We start from the raw sequence: 19,581 nt of genomic DNA, 5'->3' as shown, positions 1-19,581 counted from the left end.
ACTATAGTGTAAATAAGAAGCTGCCTCCTGAGAATGCTTTGAAAATCATTCAGTGGCAGCTCTTTTGTTAATTAAGTTAGATAAGTATATCTTTTATTATCCTTAACTATAAGTTTATTAAGAACGCCTATTATATTAGCTTTCATTTAATTTAAAATACTCTCTTCTAAATTCTGCTGGACTAATACCAACTTCTTCTTTGAACATTTTACAAAAATGGCTTGAATTATTGTAACCAACCTCTTTAGCAATAGTTACAATTTTCATATTACTTTCTTTTAATCTTTCTTTTGCAACTTTAATCCTTATCTTTTTAAGGTATTGTGCAAAACTATCGCCTGCATATTTTTTAAAGTAGCTACAAAAATAATTTTTTGATATATTAACATAATTTGAGATATCATCTAATGTAATTTCCTCACCGTAATGTTTATTACAGTAATCTTTCACCATTAAAATCACTCTAGTTTTTTCCTGAAAGCTCTCTACTCCAATGTCAAAAAACTTTTCAAATAACGATTCAGTAAATTCTTCTAACTCATTTAATGTAGCACATCTTTTTATGTCATTTATATCTAAATTATCTAAGATATATCTAGTTTCAACATTTTCAACTTGCATGTTGGATTTAAATATAATAACAATTTCATAAATACTTCTATATATATATTCTGGCCAAACATCTTCGTTATTTCTTATGTGCTTATAATATTCTCTTAAATACGCCATAAAACTATCTCTATCACTTTTGCTTATCCATTTTTTTATATTTAGTGTATCAATGTGATATGCTCTTTTTATAAAATCTACAATTTCATACTTTTCACACCATACTAAACGTCCTGAAAAATTTTTATAAAAATTAACTTGTATTAAGTTACTAATTTTATTATACTCTTGAATCAAATCACTATAATCATGACACATTTTGCTTAAATAAACCACTTGACCATTTTTTATTCTTGATTTAATTATACTAACAAATTGTACCTGATCACATTTATCAATTAAAATACAAATTGTATTTGCATCAATCTTAAAGCTAATTAAACTTTTTTTATATTGTTTGTCCGAGATGGAATGTATATAATTTAGAATTTCTATTTCAGCATTACTATTTTTATTTGTAATATAACATAAACGAAAATCTTTTAATAATTTAATGTTACTATTTTTAACTTTATTTATGAATTCTTCTTGGCTGATTTCTTCTAATAATAATTTTTTTGTTAAGATTTCTTTAAATTCTGGAAGTACCTCATTATATTTATTCTTTATGTACTTATCCTCTTTTTCATTTTTTACAGCTTCATATAATTCTTTTATTGTACTTTTTAAACTACTTATGTTAATAGGTTTTAACAAATAGGCAAATGCTCCAAAATTTAAAGCTTCTTGAGCATAATTAAACTCACGATAAGCTGAAAGGACTACTACCTTGGTTTTCAGATTATTTTTTTTTAGCAATTTAATTAATTCTATTCCATTTAAAAGTGGCATGTTTATATCTACAATTGCAATATCAGGTTTAGTAGTGCTGATCAAATGAAAAGCTTCCTTACCATTTGTTGCATAACCAAGTACTTTTATTCTAGAGTTGCACATAGGAAGTAACTTTTCAAGAGATTGTATCGTTAACATTTCATCATCAATAATCACTGCTGTCAATTCCATATATTCCCCTCCTTTATAGTATCAATGTTATTGTAGAACAATAATTTTCTTTGCTCTCAATTTTGATACCACTTTCTTGATTATAATTTAATTTTAGACGTTTATTTACGTTATATAATCCTATATGATTTACTGGTTCTTTTTCATATTCTAATGATTCTAAAATTTCTTCATATTTTTCTTTACTAATTCCATTACCATTATCACTTATTTTAAGAATAAGGTTATTATTATAAAATTCACCTTCAATAGTTACATGCTTTTTATCTAATTTATTTTTAAATCCATGTTGTATGGTATTCTCAACAATAGGTTGTAATATTAATTTAGGGACTAAGATATCATTTAGTTGCTCATCTACTTTTATATACAGATTTATACTGTTATTAAACCTTATGTTTTGAATATCAATATATTTTTGAACATACTCTATTTCTTTACTAAGTGGAACCATATCACTTGATTCATATAGTATATAATCAAATAAATGACTTAAAGCATCAACAACATAAATTATGTCGTCATTTCTTTCTATAATTGCTAAAGATGTTATACATTGCAATGTATTATTTAAAAAGTGTGGATTTATTTTTGCTTGTAAAGCTTCTATTTCAGCTCTTTGTTTGCTAAGTTTAGTTGTATAAACTTCCTTAATAAGTAAATCTATTTTATTAATCATTTCATTATATCTTCTATATAAAGTATCAATTTCTTCAAAACCAGATACATCTTCTACAGCAGTTTGAAAATCTCCTTTTTCGGCTTTTTTCATAGCTTTAGATAAACTTTTTATAGGCTTTGTAGCCTTATAGCCAATAAAAATTGAGATTGATATAGTAGAGATAATAGCAACTAAGCTTACTATAGTAGTAACTTTTTTTATATTTATTAATGGTTCACTTATTTTCGAAAAATCAATTTTATATCCTACATACCAATTAGTAGATGGAATTTTACAGTAAGATAAAACCTCTTTATTCTTAAAGATGGTTATATCCTTTTCAAAATTCCAGTCATCTTTTTCAAATTTAAAATCAGCATATGGAGCATAAAATAAATTTTTATCTTGATCAATTAAATAACAACTATATTCTCTTGCTAAATCATTTCTACTGCAAATTTTATTTATTTTTTCAAACTCTAAAGAATAAACAACTGCGGCAATTGTATCTTTACCATTAGCTTCCTTAATAGGAAAATAAACCAACATATTTTGTTGGTTTTCTCCTCCATAAAGATAATCCTTTTCATTAACTGATAAAAATTGCACATCATATTTTGACATATTTTTTGAATCTTCTATTATATCTTTTATTGCATATGAATTATAATTTACCCCTTGATTATGATTGGAATTATAATTTATACCTTCATTATGTGTTGAACTATTATTAAAACTATCTGACAAAATTATTATATCTTTTATATCATTATTGAATATAATAACTTGGCTCATTTTTTCATTAATAGACTTAACATATTTAACCCTGTCATTTTCTGAAATGTCTTCATTTAGTTTTTGTATATTTTCTTTTAATTGTTTATCATTTCTAAATAAATTTATTTTAGTTATACATTCTTGAAAATATATGCTTAAGTTATTTGCTATTTGACTTGTAATCTGAAACACATTATCTATTTCTTGCTTTTCAGATGTATTAAAGGAAATATTATAGGATATTGCACTTATTATACTAATAGATATCAAGATAATTAAGGAATATAAAATTATTATAGTAAATCTCATACTTTTAAAGATTCTTTTATAAAAATCTCTTTTTATCATCTTTCACCCATTCTTTCAATAAGCTGCACCTAATAATACAACTAATTTGTTTTTATTCTTATTTCAAAATAAAAATAGCAATTATCTTCACACCACATCTTAAAATTTGTACCCCATCTGTTGTTAAATAAATTAAAATAGAAACCATTTTCTAAGTTATTAACTTTATGATCCATTTTATATAAATTTCTACCACCAATACTTACTAGTGGTGAGTGTAGGTTTTTAATTTCTAAAACACCATCTGCTCCATGATAATATAGTGCTTCTACACAATGTTGATTTCTATTTCCACCTTTTAATACATTTAATGGAGAAATCAATTGATCTATTTTTTTCATCATGAACCTATTTGGATTTTCAACATCAAACTTCATTTTAAACCATATAGCTTCAGGTATTTTCCCAGGATCTTTATCAAACCATTGAAGGTTACATCTTATAACATCTTTATCGAAGTTATAAGTTATTTCAGCTATTCTTGGAGAACTATACTTTGAAGCAGCTTCATCATCAGATTTAATAGAAACATATATATTATTTTTTTCTTTTATTATACTTGTCACACTAAAATTATAGCAAATATTTTCCAAATCATCCACAAATTCTAGACCTGGTTTTGAAAAATCTGGTTCTGACCACCACATAGTTTCATAAAAATTTCTATTGTATTTATAGTAATTATCTGAGCAAATTTTAGCATCAAAAACTTCATATTGTAATTTGCCTAACTCTCCAGATTTAATCCATTTTTTATCCATGCATTCAAGATAATTAATAGCTCCTTCCCCATTAAACTTAACTTTCCATCCATTAATTTCTATTAAATCACCTATTTTAATGAGATTTCCTTCAATAGATTTTTTTAGTGGAATAATATTATTTAAGGCTAACTTTGCTTCTTCTTTTAGTTCCCTTGGAAGTTTTTCAATGGCTTTTAAAATATATTCTCTCTGTTCTTCATGAGATTTTTCATATTCTTTATAAGAACCTTTAAATTCACCATTTCTATACTTAGGGATATCATCTTTTAAAAATTCATAAATTTGAATATTTCTTATTGTAAGAGACTCTAAAGTGGTAATATCAGCTTTTCTTGCTTTTAAAAAGTCTTCTTTAGTCCAATTTTTAAAATCCGCTAAATATTTTTTATAATCAAGTCCCCAGGTATGTTCTGTTATAAGCATAAGGTTTGTCATGAACTCTGTATATTCATAGCTACCTTCTTTTAATAATCCTTCTTTAAGCCATTTATTTTTTAATGTTAATAAAGTTTTAAACTGCACAACCTTTACAGGATCTGAAGCAACTCCATGTATCCATGTATCTCCAATTTCTTCTTCTATGACAGGGAGTTTGTCTTTTATTTTAATAACTGCCTTAGCAAATTCATCTAATGTTGATGCTTCTACCTCGGCATTAGGATATTTAGCTTTAATACGGTTAAATTCTTTTTCAACATCTTCTTCTGATTGTGGTCCTAGGTTATCTCCAGTATGGGCAAATTCAAGTACTTCATCTAACCCATCTATAGAGAATGAAGCCCCATAATCAGATGCATAGTGAACAATTAACTCAGCTCCATTTATTTTCCAAAGAAACATTTCAGGAACCATTGGAACCATAGATGACCCATTTACACCAATATGCATGTATTTTAGACCAGCCTCAGCCATATAAGGAACTATAGAAATAGTATGTCCTGGCACATCAGTCATTTTAGAAGCAATAGTTGTTTTATTATACTTTTTATCTAGTTCTTTGCTTATATTAAGACTATATTTAAATAACTCTTTGTCCATTAATTCAGTATGTGTGGTACATGATATTCCATGCCAAGTTATATAACCAAGTTTTATTGCCTTTTCGAAATTTTTAATTGCATCTTTTGAAGCATTTTTTAAGTAATAATCTATTAAAAATGATCCTACAGTCCAAATAAACTTTTTATTTTCTGGTGTATTAAGTTTAAAAGCCAAATTTACTGCATTAGGTATATATTCATTTGTGTATCTATCCAAAACATTTTGGGCAAAATCTGTAAAGCCAATGTCTAAGTGAGTTTTATAAATTACATGTACTTTTTTTATTTTAGTGTTCATTTTATACCTCCATTAAAAATTAACCTTTCACTCCAGAACCAATAATACTTTCTATAAAGTTCTTTTGGAAAATTAGAAATATAATTAAGATAGGAATCATTACCATAGCACCTGCTGCTATTAATCCACCATAATTTACAGCATTATCAGAACCCTTTGATAATTGAGTTAATACCATAGAAAGAGGTCTCATTTCTTCTTGGGTAATTATTGATTTACACCATGCAAATTCAGTCCAAATAAATGTAAATGCCAAAATTACAAGACCTGATATGGCGCTTTTTAACATGGGTAGTGCAACGGAAAAAAATGTTCTTATATTTCCACATCCATCTATCTTAGCTGACTCTAAAATCTCATTAGGAATATATTTTGAAAATTGATAAATATATACTATTCCGAATCCACTATATATAAATGGAAGAACTAATCCAAAGTAAGTATTAGTAAGATTGAAAGTTTTTACAATATCAAATAAAGGGAAATAAGTTAATTCTCCTGGTATCATTAATGTCATCATTATAAACATAAAGATGGTCTTTTTAAAAGGGAATTTATACTTTCCAAATACATATCCAGTAATAGTACTAAGAGATACTTGAATACTTATTAATAAAATTGATGTTATTGTAGAAGTAATAAAAGCATTCTTTAAACCGCCTGCATCAATAGCAAATTTGTAATTTTCTAGACTTGGGTCTTTAGGTATCCAATTAAAAGGAATCTTAAATAATTCACCTTGTCCTTGAAAAGATGCAGAAGTCATCCATATTATTGGTATAAGAAATATAGCTGTTACAATAAGCATTATTACTATTAATAAAATTGGTTGTAATTTAATCTTTTTTCTAGTAGACTTTTCACTCATATAATCACCTAATCATCAAAATATTTTGTAGCTTTCATCTGAACGATGGATACTACAAGAGTTATTAAAAATACAATAACTGCTATTACTGAAGCATATCCTACATCTCTAGTTTTAAAGCCTTGCTTAAACATATACATTATTATTGTTTCTGTAGATTGGTATGGTCCTCCACCTGTTAAAAGCTCTACTGATGGATAAGTTCTTAAATATGCCATTGTTGCATAAATCATAGAAAAAACAATTGTTGGTTTTAATTGCGGTAAGGTAACATACCTAAAAGATTGCAATATTGAAGCTCCATCAATTTTAGCTGCTTCATACAATTGAGTATTAATATTTGATAAACCTGAAAGAAATATTACCATGTAATAGCCTGTACCATTCCAAACATGCACAATAATAACTGCTACAATAGCCCAAAAAGGTTGTATTAACCATCCAATACTATCAAATCCTAAGCTATTAAGTGTCGTATTTATAAGACCATTCTCTGTTCCAAATAATAGTTTAAAAATAATAGCTGCTACTACTCCTGGAACTAAGAAAGTTGAAAAAATAGAAGCACGAACAAAACTCTTACCTTTTTTCATGTTAAAAACTGCTATAGCTATAAGTAAAGCTACTATAAGAACAAGAGGAACACTAAAAATAGTTATAGTAAATGTGTTTTTTAGAGCTGTATGTGCATTAGTATCAGCAAAGAATTTAGTAATATTATCAAGACCAACAAACTTAGGCTTTTTTATAAAATTATAGTTAAAAAACATATAATAGATGTTTTTTAAAAAAGGATAATATACTATAACTGCAAAAAATAATATTGCAGGTCCTACAATGCTCCATACAAAAGCTTGATCTTTATAGCTAGACTTCAACTTCCTTTTCATATTATCATTCCTTTCATATAAATAAGAGGGTATGCATGGAACTTAAAGAAATAGCCCACCAAACCCTCATTTTTTATCTTACTTTGTTAGACCTTTGTTAATTTCGTTAGCTGCATTTTCTAAAACTGTTTTTGGATCTTCTTGATTAACTAATATTCTTTCTACAGCAGCTTTATATACATTTTGTGCGTCTGGGAATGCATACAATCCATCAAAAGCTATATATTTTGCAGTTTTTAATTGTTCTTGTTGAACTTTTTTAGATTCAAGAACTCCATCTTTTTCCCATAATTTTTGTTTTTCTGTGTTATCATATATAGATAAGTCTGTAACACCTCTATCAGCTTTTACTTGGAATTCTTCTGAATACATCAATTTTAGAAACTCAATGGCTTTTTCTTTATTTTTAGACTGCTCAGTAATAACCCAATCACATCCTCCTATAGGAGCAACACTTAGTCCAGTTGATCCTGCAGGTGCTGGAGCATACCCCACATCTATTTTTGCATCTAATGTAGCAGGAATAGTCCATTCACCAGTGATGTAAGTTGCTAATTGTCCATTGAACCAAAGTTGATCTGATGTCCCATCAGGAATAGGTGCCCAACCATTTTTAACAAACTCTTGCATTTTTGTATGGGCTGCAATAGATTCTGGTAAGTCAATTAAGGTTTTAGTATAGTCTTTATTCATAAAATCTGCGCCTAATGAAAATGCCCAAGTAGATATGTCCCAAACACTCCCTGTAGATATATTTGCAGCATATACGTTTTTACCATCTTCAGTTTTGGTTCCACTTTCCTTAATCTTTTTACCTAAAGTTTCTAAATCAGCAATAGTTTTGGGAACTTCTACTCCTAGCTTTTCTAACAATTTCTTGTTATAGAACATATACATAGTGTTTGTGTTGTAAGTTACAGCACAAATGTCGTCACCGAATTTCATACGTTCTAATTGTCCTGGTGTTAGTTTATTGTAAATATCCCAATCTTTTATTACATCTGTCAAATTCATAGCAAGTCCATCATTATAAAATTCTTTTGCCCATCCTCCTGTTTTACAAATATCAGGTATATCTCCCATGCTCATAAGTGTAATTTGTTTTTCTCTTGTAGCATTCCAAGGGCTAGATATAATTTCAAATTCTGCATTTGGATATTTTTCTTTAAACATATCCATAGCAAGGTCTAAATTATCATCTTTTTCTCCAGTAGTAGAAATTCTAAGTGTAAATGATTCATCATTTCCTTTGCTTGTACTATTTTCACCTGTATCTTTGTTTCCACACCCTACTAATAAGCCTAAACATAATGTAGACGTTATCATAAGGCTTAGCACTTTTTTAAATATCATAAAAACAACTCCCCTTTTATAAATTTTTATTTATAAAAACATACTTTATAGTTAAATGTTACCATTTATACTTGTAAGATTATATATCGTATTATTATGATTTATATAATATTATTATTATCATAATTTAAGCTAGTACTTTCTATATTTCATATTACTAATACTATAATCTCTAAAGACTTTAATTCAAATATAACTTATTCTTAAAACTTTCTTTTATATTTATTCTAATAAGTATTATTAACTTAATATTAGTTATAAACTTTGCTAAATTTTTTAGTATATAAAAAGGATGTAACTTTATTCTAGCTATATTTAAACTTAACTACTTTCATTAATAATCTTAAATTAATAAGAGAACTATAAATTAAGGGTTTTAATTTATAGTTCTCTTTTAATTTTCCTAGACTAAAGTAAGTTTATTAATTTCTTCTATTATAAAAGCTCTTTTGTCTATATTCACTAAAGCTACTATGTAATCGCCACTTATTAATTTTACAGATCCCCTTGGAATTATTTCTTTTTCTCCTCTTTTTATAGAAACAAGTAAACAATCCTTTGGCCATTCAATTTCGCTTATAAATTTTTCTTCTACTAAGCTTCCCATTTCAATTACAAACTCTAATATAGTTTTCTTATTATCATTTTCTTCTTTATTTACTCCAACTTTTTTAAGAAGTCTTTCTAAGAGGACTTCGTATATAGGTTCATTTCTTAGAAATTCTGATGTTATATATGAAATTATTACAACTACTGATAGTGATAATAAATGATTAAATGAACCTGTCATTTCCATAATAAGAACTATACCTGTTATAGGAGCTTTTACTACAGATACAAAATATCCAGCCATACCTAGTGCTATAAAGTTAATTATAAATGAACTACTTACACCTAAAATATCTATTGAAAATACTCCAACAATATCTCCAAGAACAGCTCCAAGAAGTAACATTGGAAGGAATATGCCTCCTGGTACCCCTGATCCAAAACAAACTAATAATAATAGGAACTTTAATAAATATATTATTATTAGAAATAAAATAGATTGTTCTCCCGATGATAAATCTAATATTAATTCATGTCCTCCTCCCAATAACATAGGAGATATCAACCCAATAACTGCTGTTATTATAAATGGTATCATCACTTTAACTTCTTGAGGCACTCTTTCTAATTTAGAATACAAATCTTGAAATAAGTATATTCCTTTTGAAAATACAACTCCCATTACTCCTGTTATAATACCTAAAATAATTAATATCCAGTAATATTTTAAAGGCAATGCATTCATAGTATTAAATTTTAATGCTGGCTCCATCCCTAAAAAATTTTTCGATACAAAGTCAGCACTTATAGCAGCTGCCATAGCAGGTAATAAGACTAATGGAGAAAAATTTCTATGGATTTCTTCTAATGCAAATACTATTCCTGATAGTGGCGAATTAAATGCAGCAGAAAGCCCTGCAGATGCCCCCGCTGTTATTAAAAATTCTTTTTTCACAGGAATTTTTTTATAAGTTTTTTCTGCAACCCCTTCTCCTATAGAAGCACCAATTTGTACTGATGGACCCTCCCTTCCAAGAGAAAGCCCTGCTGATAATGCTAACACTCCACCTAGAAATTTATATATCAGTATTCTAAGCCAATTCATTTTTAGCTTATTTATAACTCTTCCCTTTACTTGTGGAATACCACTACCAGAAATCATTCCTTCTTTTTTAACCATAATTCCAACTATTATTCCTATTATAGCTAAAACTATTATTACTAAAAGACTATTAATTAAACCCTTATTTCCCCATAAATATAGCTTATTAAAAACTCCATATAACTTTTTTATAGCTATTCTATTTAGTACTATAACCCCGCCTGTAATTAAGCCTATGATAATTCCTTCAATTATTAATCTAAATTTCATATTTTTTCTTTGTAACAATATATCTTTTATCTTTTCGTCTTCCATTCTTTCATCACCTTATCTTCAAATATATTCTTCACTTCATCTAATATCTTAAAATTAGTAAAGTCAAAGTGCAGTGGTGTTAATGTTACATACCCCTCTGATAAAAAATACAAATCCGAATCATCTTCTAAAATGTTATTTCTCGTTCCTTTTGTCATATAAATCTTATCTTCATTTTCTTCTATTAAAATATAATCAGTTTTATATGTTGATTTTCCTAACCTACAAACCTTAAATCCTTTAATCTCTTCTTCTTTCACATCTGGAACATTAATATTTAAAACCACATTATCTTTTAAATAGCTTTTTTCTGCTATATCTACAATCCTACTTACCCAATTAACTGCTTTTGTATAATCCTCATCTTCTCTATTCCAATCTACTTCCATAGAAATAGCAATTGATGGCACACTATATATTGCTCCTTCTATAGCTGCAGATACTGTCCCGGAATATAATATATCAGTTCCACAATTTAATCCTCTATTCACCCCTGAAATAACTAAATCTATATTTTCTCCAAGTAAAGATAATCCTGCTTGAGTACAATCAGCTGGTGTTCCAACTAAACTATAAGATTTAAAACTTTTATCTATTTTTTCTTCTCTTATTTTTATAGGGTTGTGAATTGATATAGAATGGCTTGATGCGCTTTTTTGTTCTCTAGGCGCAACAACTATCACTTCATGTTTTTTAGATATTTTTTTTGCTAAAGCTATTATCCCTCTCGCATCTATTCCATCATCATTTGTAATTAATATTCTCATATAAGTCCTCCTTAAATTATTTTTTTATTGTTATAATTTCCAATAGCAACTATTCTTTATATTATTACTTCTTACTTACATATTATATACTACCATAAATTTAAATGAGATAAAAAAAGTGATATAGTTTTATCAAATTAAACTATATCACTCTTCTAAATAATTGTTTCTATTAAAATAATTTATTATATTCTTTGATTTATATTTTTCTTTGCTCCAAAGTAAGTAGCTATAAAATATCCACCGTATATTAATATTAATATAAATAATGATATTAATATATTTTTCATTATATTTATACTTCCAAACATAGTCACTATATTTTTAGAAAATTCTAATCCTACTATTGAATGTATTAAAGCTAAAGATAACGGCATTATAAAGTATATTGCTATTTGACTTAATAAAGATCTATTTATTAAATTTTCATCTACGCCTATTTTTCTTAATAAATTATATCTTTCAATATTTTCAGTTGACTCTGATAATTGTTGAAGTGCTAGTACTGCTGCTGCTGTTATTAGAAATACTCCTCCAATATAAATTCCCAGATAAGATACTATGGCTCCAAGGCTTGATGAACTTGCTAATAACTTATCTTTTGTAATATAATATATATTGCCTTCTTCTTTTTGAATAACATTATCTATCTTTTCCTTAATTAATTGTTCAACACTACTTTTATTTTTATCATAATTTAAATTCAAGTAAGAACTCATTGGTGTTAATCCTTCAGTAATTGAATCATTAACTATAATAGTACATATGTTACTTTTCATCATATTATCATAAGCAACAACTTCAATAACATCAATTTTACTTGGTTTTAGTGTAAATCCATTTATGTTTATTTCCTTATTTGAATCTAAAGTCTTACTTAATGGCTTTATAGAATCTTTTACATCTGTAAATATTGCATATTCGTCATTATTTAATTTTATACTTTCCTTATTTGCCATATTCATTATTTCATTTAATTTTGATAATCCTATAATTTGAACTGGTTGATTTGTATAAACCGGATAATAATTTTTAAGGCTTTCCTTTCCTTCTTCTGACAAAATATCAGTATATTTTAAATCACTATTGTAATTTATATAATTCACATATTCATTAGAGTATTCATTTAAATCTACACCATTTTCCTGTAATACTTTTTCTATATTAGTACCTTTAAAATTCCATAAAGTTAAGTCATATTGAGTTAAATCCTTTATATCAGCGTTCATAGCACTGTTTATTCCAAGACCGCCTGCCAACATGCAAATTCCAATAAATAACATTAAACATATAAATGCCATAGATATAAATACAGTATTTATTTTACTATTTATTTGTCTCAATACAAACATATTTAAATCCTTTAAATAATGTTTTTTATTAGCTTGAACTAATTTTAATAAAAATCCTGATAGCGAAAAGAAAAATAAAAATGTTCCTAATGCACCTAATAATATGCTTATACCACTTACACTAAAACTTACTATAGCTATTCCACCCTTTAAAACAGTATAGTATGCATATCCAAGCATAGCGCAGCTTATAATAAATGTTATTACAGAAATCCAAATATTTCTTATCTTTATACTTTCATTTTTTCTTGATGATGTTAATAAATCAATAAGATCAACTTTTCTTATGGATATGGAATTAAACATTAATACAACTATATATATAGCTCCAAAACATATTAAAGTCTTTATCATTGAGCTTGATGAAAAAATAAACTTAAATTTAATAAGGTTTACTTCAAACATTTTAGCTGTTAATACTGAAAGTCCTTGGGATAATAACACTCCTAGCCCTAATCCTATGGCTAAGGAAATTACTCCTACTAATAATGTTTCTGTAAATATTATTCTAGATAAATTTCCTTTTTCCATTCCTAATGTCATATATATTCCAAACTCTTTTTTTCTTCTTTTTATTAAATAGTTATTTGCATATATAATTAGAAACGCTAAAACAAATGATACAAAGACTGACGCATATCCCATTATACCATCTACTTGTTCAAATGCCGATGCTTGAACTTCATTTAATTCCATCATAATACTTTGAGATTGTATTGAATTAAATGTATAAAATATACATACCCCAAATACTAATGTTAAGAAGTAAATAGTATAATCTCTAAAACTTCTTTTTAAATTTCTAAATGCTAGCTTAGAATACATTGTTTTGGTCACCTCCAAGAAGTGTTATAACTTCAATTATCTTCTCAAAGAATTCTTTTCTTGAATCATTTCCACGAACTAACTCATTAAATATCTTTCCATCTTTAATAAACAAAATACGACTTGCATAGCTAGCAGAAAAAGCATCATGAGTAACCATCATAATTGTTGCATTAAGGCTTTTATTCAAACTTTCCAAGCTTTCTAAAAGCATTTTAGCTGATTTAGAATCTAATGCTCCAGTAGGCTCATCTGCTAATATTAATGAAGGGCTTGTTATTATTGCTCTTGCAGATGCAACTCTTTGCTTTTGTCCACCTGACATTTCATATGGATATTTATTTAAAACCTCTTCTATATTTAATTTTTTAGCTATTTCTTTTACTCTTTTATCTATTTCCTTATGATTGATTTTTAATATAGTTAAAGCTAAAGCTATATTTTCATAAGCTGTTAAAGTATCTAAAAGATTAAAATCCTGAAATATAAATCCTAGCTCTTCTCTTCTAAATTTTGATATCTTTTTGGAATTTAATTTTGTAATATCATTTCCTGATATATAAATATGTCCACTACTTACCTTATCTATTGTTGATATACAGTTTAAAAGTGTAGTTTTCCCACTTCCTGATGCTCCCATAACACCAACAAATTCTCCTTCTTCAACTGCAAAACTTATATCATTAATTGCTTTTGTAATATTACCTTTCCTTCCATAATACTTTTCTATATTACTTACTTTCAATACTTCTTTTCCCATATTATCTTTCCTCCTATTTATTACTATAGGATAATTCTAAGATTTATTGTGCCTTCAATCCATAGAATAACATAACAGAAAACTTACACTTTTGTAATATAACTATATTTAAAATTACTTTTCAAAAATCATCATTCTATTTATAGGAAATATTATTGATACTTTAGTTCCAATATTAAGCTCTGAAGTTAAATTTATTCCAAGTCCAAGCTTTATAGCTAACTTTTTACACAAATATAGACCTATTCCTGTTGATTTTCCAAATCTACGCCCATTTTCTCCTGTATATCCTTTTTCAAAAACCTTAATTGCATCTTTTTCACTCATTCCAATTCCTGTATCTTCAATATATAAAATAATATTTTCTCCTACCTTATTTGTGTAAAACTTGATTATACGTTCACCATTTCCAATATATTTAATAGAATTAGATATTATTTGATTTATAATAAATTCAATCCACTTACTATCTGAATAAACAATTACATCTAAATCTTTTACTTCAATTTTTATTTTTCTTTCTATTAATGTATTAGCATTTCTTTTTATAACTTTATTAATGGAGTTCTTTAGGTTTAATTCTTTTATTATATAATCCTTTTCTAAAGCATTACTTCTAGTGTAAAAAAGAGCTTGTTCAATATAGTTTTCAACTTTATATATTTCATCATCTATACTTTTTGTAATATCTGATTTATTATTTTCTATAAGTAATTTACAGCTGGATATTGGAGTTTTTATCTCATGGACCCATAACTCTATATATTCTCTATATTCATTATTATTTATTTTTAAAGAAGCAATTTCATCATTCATAGCTTTATTAGCTTCTTTAATTACATAATATAAAATCTTACTATCTATAAAATTCCCCTCATCTACAACATCTGAAATTAAATATTTTTTATCTAATGTATCTAAATTAGAAATCAACTCATTATAATACTTTTTTTTATTAAAATAGTCATATACATGAAATATTAATCCACTAATTAAATTAAGTATAAACATAAATGCAATAGCATATGAATCTACATTTAAAGCTCGCAAAAGTATTGAACTAAATATCAATATAGATAAACTTATAATTACAAATAATATTCTTTCTTTAATAAAGTCCATTAATCCCATATTAATATATACCCTTGCCCTCTCTTAGTTTTTAAATAGTCTATTGCTCCTATTTCCTCTAATTTTTTTCTTAATCTATTTATATTTACTGTTAATGTATTATCATCAACAAATTCGTCAGACTGCCATAAAGCTTCTATTATTTCATTTCTAGATACTATCTTTTCTTTATTTTTTATTAAAACATATAGTATTTTACTTTCATTTTTACTAAGTTCAATTTTTTTATCATTATATTCAACTTCACTTGTAGATAAGTTATGTAAAAGTCCTCTATATTCCAATATTTCTGAATCAGAATTATTATAAGTTCTTCTTATTATTGAAGATATTCTAGCTAAAAGTATTTGAGTATTATAAGGCTTTGTTATGAAATCATCTGCTCCTAAATTCATACTCATAAGCTCGTCCACTTCACTATCTCTACTTGTTACAACCATTATTGGGACAGAACTTCGTCTTCTAATTTCTCTGCAAATATAATAACCATCATAATAAGGAAGATTAATATCTAATAAAATTAAATGATATTTTTCTTTCATAACCTCTTCTACTATATTTTCAAAATTTAAGGAATAACTAGCTTCATATCCATATCTATTTAAAAAAGTACATAATTCCGTTCTAATTTTATCTTCATCTTCTATTATAAAAATTTTCTTTGTATCCATTTTTCCTCCTAATAATAAAAAACCACTATTTTCTTGTTTTGCCACTATATTAAATTATATATCAAAATTTTATATTATTTAAGTATAATAAAGATTCTACTTTTAAATATATCTTACATAAGTGTTATTTTATACACTTATAAATAATAATATTTTCTAATAATAGGGGAATTCTAATTATTGATAATAATCATTAAGGAGGATTTTAAATGAAAAATAAAAATTCAAAAGATACTACTAATCCATCATCACCTAACTATGATAAGATGATTAAAAATAAATCCAATGAAAAGACTCCATATGGGGAGAATGAGCCTTCGACTCGCACAACACATAAATAGAAAAAGAGCTATATTATTGGGAAATTACCAATAATATAGCTTCACTTTTATCCTAACAACCTATTTACTATGTCATTTGCTTCTGAGGCTATTGGCATAATGTTTTTTACAAATGAAATTGTTGTATTTATACTTGTAAGTAAATTTAAAACCTTTTTTATATTTTCTTTAAACTTTACATTCCTAGAAGCTTCCACACAAATATTTTTATTAAACATTATACTTCCTAGCCCTTGTTCAACGGAGATCTTTAATCCATCCATTCCATACATCTTATATTCATCTATTTTATAGTATAAATCAGTAAGTACACTATTTAAAAACTCCTTTAGTTCTTCGTTTACTTCTAACTCATTTAATTCTTCTATCAATATGTGTATTTTTTCCTTGAACTTCATTAAATTTTCTTCTTCTATATTTCTATATTGATTACTTACATCTAAAGCTAATGCTAAACCGCTTATTGATATTAGTATTTCTTTTGTTATTATATTGTCTAACTTGTGTATATCATCATCTAACCCTATTGACATAATCTTTTTTTCAAAGTTAGTAAGAGTTTTTACTAATCCATCCTTAGAATCACTCTCTATCTTATTAGTTAACTTCTTAATATTCTCTATCATTTCTACAATTTGTATGATAGATTTAAATATTTTTTCGTCATCGTTTATATCTAAATCAAAGACCTGAGCAAGAACCGATTCTACCGTTCTAAATCTACTTTGTTTACTAGAACTTTTACTACAAAACTCCTTTGCTTCACTTAAAATTTCGTATAGCCTAACTGCTGGATTAGTTGATAATACCATACTACCCCCTCCATAAAATTAGTTACAGTTAATACTTCTATACAGCATTAAGTTTTCCTCTTTTTTCCTGTTAATTTAATAGTTTTTTAAGTTTTAAATATTATTATATTATAAATAATATTTAATTTTATCCTTTACTATATATAATGCTATAAATTTATATTATATGCATATTTAGGTATTATTTATATTTATATTAATTTTATCTATATTTATTTTTTAATTTATATAATTAACATGTTTAAAGAAAATAAAAATTTTTATTGATTTTTATTCTCATTTCATAGTCTTATTAATAATTATAGTATATAATTATTTAAAAGTCTTATTTGGAGGAAATTTATATTCATGAAAAAAATAAATGTTAAAGGAGCTTCTAATATGTGGATAGTCTTTGCACTTCTCTCAGCGTTTTTTGCTGCATTAACTTCAATTTTAGCTAAAATAGGAATAGAAAATATAAACTCAAATTTAGCTACGGCAATACGTACTGTTGTAGTGTTAATAATGGCTTGGGGAATAGTTTTTATGAATGGAAGCTACAATCAAATTTCTAATATAAATCAAAAAAGTTGGATATTTCTAATTTTATCCGGTATTGCTACAGGCTTATCCTGGTTATTTTATTATAAAGCTCTTCAGATTGGACAAGCTTCAAAGGTAGTTCCAATAGATAAATTTAGTGTTGTAATTAGTATGATTCTAGCTTTTATAATTTTAAAAGAAACTCTCACTGTAAAAACATTATTAGGCGGTATTTTTATTACAATTGGAACTTTTATAATGATACTTTAAATATTCAAAGCCTTTTGCTTGTATAATATAAGGATACTCTTTTAAGAAAAGCATTCAAAATGATTTATAGAAACTAAATTTTATTACTAAAAGATATATTAATATATGAGATTTATTTATAAAAAAATAGTAGATAGACTCGTATAAAAGCAAATCTATCTACGCTGTACATAATTATCTTATAATTTTATCCTTTTACTATTTTCACATAAAAAGTTCTTTCTCTTGGACCATCAAATTCACAAAAATAAATATCTTGCCATCTCCCAAGTATTAACATTCCATCATTAAGTATTAAAGTTTGTGATACTCCCATAGTTGATGATTTCATATGAGCATGAGAATTTCCTTCAAAATGTTTATAATTTTTATCAATAGTTGGATATACTTTTTCAAAACCATAAATTAAATCTTTTACCACATCTGGATCTGCATTTTCATTAATAGTAATTCCTGCTGTTGTATGAGGACAATAAACTACTACAATTCCTTCTTTGATATTAGAAACTTTAATATCTTCATTTATAATTTCTGTTATGTTAATCATAGATTGTCTATCTTTTATTTTTAAATTATGCTTAAAAAGATTTGTCATAATATCCCTCCTATAATCCTAAATACAGCCTACATTTTTTCTGCCATCTCTCTTAGATTTGTAGATGTTTTATTTAACTCCTCTATAGTTGCTGCGATCTCCTCTAATGAAGAGACTTGCTCACCGAAGCCACTATTCATATTAGAATACTTCTCTGTAATATCATTAAAAGCTTCTCTAACACTTAAAAGCTTATCCTCTATTTCCTTTAATGAATCTTTGCTATTTTTCGCCAAGTTCCCCATTTCCCTAGCTACCACAGCAAATCCCTTTCCCAGTTCTCCAACTCTAGCTGCTTCAATCCTAGCATTTAAAGAAAGAAGATTATTTTGGTTAGTTATTTCCTTAACTATTGATAAGATTTTATCAGTTCCTGCAACTTCCTTCTTTACTATTGTTGATTTCTCATTTATATTTTCACTTTCAAGGGCAGCATTTTGAACACTCATTGCAATTCCTGCTACTATTCCACTAATTTCCGATAAACTTCTTTCTATATTTTCTGCTATACTTAAAATTCTATTTTGCCTTATCAAACTCTTACAAATAGATATTGAACCTACAATTTCTTTATTATTATCATATATTGGAAATGCATATACTTTATACGGAACTCCAAAAACTTCCTTAGGTATTATTTTATTTATAGTTCTTTTACTCATCATACACTCATATGCTGCTGATCCTTTTAATACTTCTTGTCCCACAGTTACTTTTAAAGGAATATTCTCTCCCTCATATACCTTTATACACTCTTTAATATTATTAAAAGCTACCAATAATTTTTCTTCAAACAACTCATTCAAGTAAGTAATTACTTTATCAAAAGCTAACATAATATCATTTTCTTCAACTTTATAAATCATAAACTCTCCCCCTATAAAATATCATAT

17 protein-coding genes are annotated in these 19,581 nt (G+C 26.4%); 2 read left to right on the top strand and 15 right to left on the bottom strand.

Features of this window, described 5'->3' with window-relative positions:
* Nucleotides 1–135: 135 nt before the first annotated feature.
* From ACYUEX_RS02885 to ACYUEX_RS02830, 12 genes are all read right to left on the bottom strand, one after another.
* Nucleotides 136–1,674, bottom strand: coding sequence for a response regulator transcription factor (locus ACYUEX_RS02885; protein ID WP_411170183.1), 1,539 nt, complete (start codon nucleotides 1,672–1,674; stop codon nucleotides 136–138).
* A gap of 13 nt (nucleotides 1,675–1,687) precedes the next feature.
* Nucleotides 1,688–3,460, bottom strand: coding sequence for a sensor histidine kinase (locus ACYUEX_RS02880; RefSeq protein ID WP_460286489.1), 1,773 nt, complete (start codon nucleotides 3,458–3,460; stop codon nucleotides 1,688–1,690).
* A 41-nt stretch (nucleotides 3,461–3,501) separates the two neighbouring features.
* The gene (locus ACYUEX_RS02875; RefSeq protein ID WP_460286488.1) at nucleotides 3,502–5,562 is read right to left on the bottom strand and encodes a DUF5054 domain-containing protein; all 2,061 of its coding nucleotides are present in this window, start codon (nucleotides 5,560–5,562) and stop codon (nucleotides 3,502–3,504) included.
* 19 nt (nucleotides 5,563–5,581) lie between these two features.
* Complete coding sequence (locus ACYUEX_RS02870; RefSeq protein WP_411170180.1) at nucleotides 5,582–6,430, bottom strand: carbohydrate ABC transporter permease; 849 nt, start codon at nucleotides 6,428–6,430, stop codon at nucleotides 5,582–5,584.
* 8 nt (nucleotides 6,431–6,438) lie between these two features.
* Nucleotides 6,439–7,320 carry a carbohydrate ABC transporter permease gene (locus ACYUEX_RS02865; RefSeq protein WP_411170179.1) on the bottom strand — a complete coding sequence of 294 codons (882 nt, stop codon included), beginning with the start codon at nucleotides 7,318–7,320 and terminating at the stop codon, nucleotides 6,439–6,441.
* 78 nt (nucleotides 7,321–7,398) lie between these two features.
* On the bottom strand, nucleotides 7,399–8,673 hold the full coding sequence (locus tag ACYUEX_RS02860; protein ID WP_411170178.1) for an ABC transporter substrate-binding protein: 1,275 nt from the start codon (nucleotides 8,671–8,673) through the stop codon (nucleotides 7,399–7,401).
* A 403-nt stretch (nucleotides 8,674–9,076) separates the two neighbouring features.
* Nucleotides 9,077–10,639, bottom strand: a complete 1,563-nt coding sequence (locus ACYUEX_RS02855; protein WP_460286487.1) for a ClC family H(+)/Cl(-) exchange transporter — start codon at nucleotides 10,637–10,639, stop codon at nucleotides 9,077–9,079.
* Nucleotides 10,621–11,406, bottom strand: coding sequence for a 5'/3'-nucleotidase SurE (surE, locus tag ACYUEX_RS02850; RefSeq protein ID WP_460286486.1), 786 nt, complete (start codon nucleotides 11,404–11,406; stop codon nucleotides 10,621–10,623). Before surE ends, ACYUEX_RS02855 begins: the two co-directional genes overlap by 19 nt.
* Nucleotides 11,407–11,591: 185 nt before the next feature.
* The gene (locus ACYUEX_RS02845) at nucleotides 11,592–13,583 is read right to left on the bottom strand and encodes an ABC transporter permease (RefSeq protein WP_460286485.1); all 1,992 of its coding nucleotides are present in this window, start codon (nucleotides 13,581–13,583) and stop codon (nucleotides 11,592–11,594) included.
* Entirely contained in the window at nucleotides 13,573–14,343 is a 771-nt protein-coding gene (locus ACYUEX_RS02840) for an ABC transporter ATP-binding protein (protein WP_460286484.1), read from the bottom strand. The genes ACYUEX_RS02845 and ACYUEX_RS02840 overlap by 11 nt, the downstream gene beginning before the upstream one ends.
* 114 nt (nucleotides 14,344–14,457) lie before the next feature.
* On the bottom strand, nucleotides 14,458–15,474 hold the full coding sequence (locus tag ACYUEX_RS02835) for a sensor histidine kinase (protein WP_460286483.1): 1,017 nt from the start codon (nucleotides 15,472–15,474) through the stop codon (nucleotides 14,458–14,460).
* On the bottom strand, nucleotides 15,465–16,145 hold the full coding sequence (locus tag ACYUEX_RS02830; protein WP_460286482.1) for a response regulator transcription factor: 681 nt from the start codon (nucleotides 16,143–16,145) through the stop codon (nucleotides 15,465–15,467). Before ACYUEX_RS02830 ends, ACYUEX_RS02835 begins: the two co-directional genes overlap by 10 nt.
* 209 nt (nucleotides 16,146–16,354) lie before the next feature.
* Between ACYUEX_RS02830 and ACYUEX_RS02825 the strand changes: the two genes are divergently transcribed.
* Nucleotides 16,355–16,486 (top strand): hypothetical protein, encoded by a 132-nt coding sequence (locus ACYUEX_RS02825; RefSeq protein WP_411170171.1) that lies wholly within the window; start codon nucleotides 16,355–16,357, stop codon nucleotides 16,484–16,486.
* A 47-nt stretch (nucleotides 16,487–16,533) separates the two neighbouring features.
* Here ACYUEX_RS02825 and ACYUEX_RS02820 read toward each other — a convergent pair whose 3' ends face one another.
* Complete coding sequence (locus tag ACYUEX_RS02820; protein ID WP_460286481.1) at nucleotides 16,534–17,298, bottom strand: hypothetical protein; 765 nt, start codon at nucleotides 17,296–17,298, stop codon at nucleotides 16,534–16,536.
* 381 nt (nucleotides 17,299–17,679) lie between these two features.
* Here ACYUEX_RS02820 and ACYUEX_RS02815 point away from each other — a divergent pair, with 381 nt between their 5' ends.
* Complete coding sequence (locus tag ACYUEX_RS02815) at nucleotides 17,680–18,093, top strand: EamA family transporter (RefSeq protein ID WP_460286516.1); 414 nt, start codon at nucleotides 17,680–17,682, stop codon at nucleotides 18,091–18,093.
* A 187-nt stretch (nucleotides 18,094–18,280) separates the two neighbouring features.
* Here ACYUEX_RS02815 and ACYUEX_RS02810 read toward each other — a convergent pair whose 3' ends face one another.
* Together ACYUEX_RS02810 and ACYUEX_RS02805 are read right to left on the bottom strand one after the other, a co-directional pair.
* Nucleotides 18,281–18,688 carry a secondary thiamine-phosphate synthase enzyme YjbQ gene (locus tag ACYUEX_RS02810; RefSeq protein WP_460286480.1) on the bottom strand — a complete coding sequence of 136 codons (408 nt, stop codon included), beginning with the start codon at nucleotides 18,686–18,688 and terminating at the stop codon, nucleotides 18,281–18,283.
* A 29-nt stretch (nucleotides 18,689–18,717) separates the two neighbouring features.
* The gene (locus tag ACYUEX_RS02805) at nucleotides 18,718–19,554 is read right to left on the bottom strand and encodes a methyl-accepting chemotaxis protein (RefSeq protein WP_460286479.1); all 837 of its coding nucleotides are present in this window, start codon (nucleotides 19,552–19,554) and stop codon (nucleotides 18,718–18,720) included.
* Nucleotides 19,555–19,581 lie beyond the last annotated feature (27 nt).

This window comes from Clostridium sp. CTA-7, from assembly GCF_054768095.1.
This window is presented reverse-complemented; position numbering and strand designations above follow the sequence as displayed.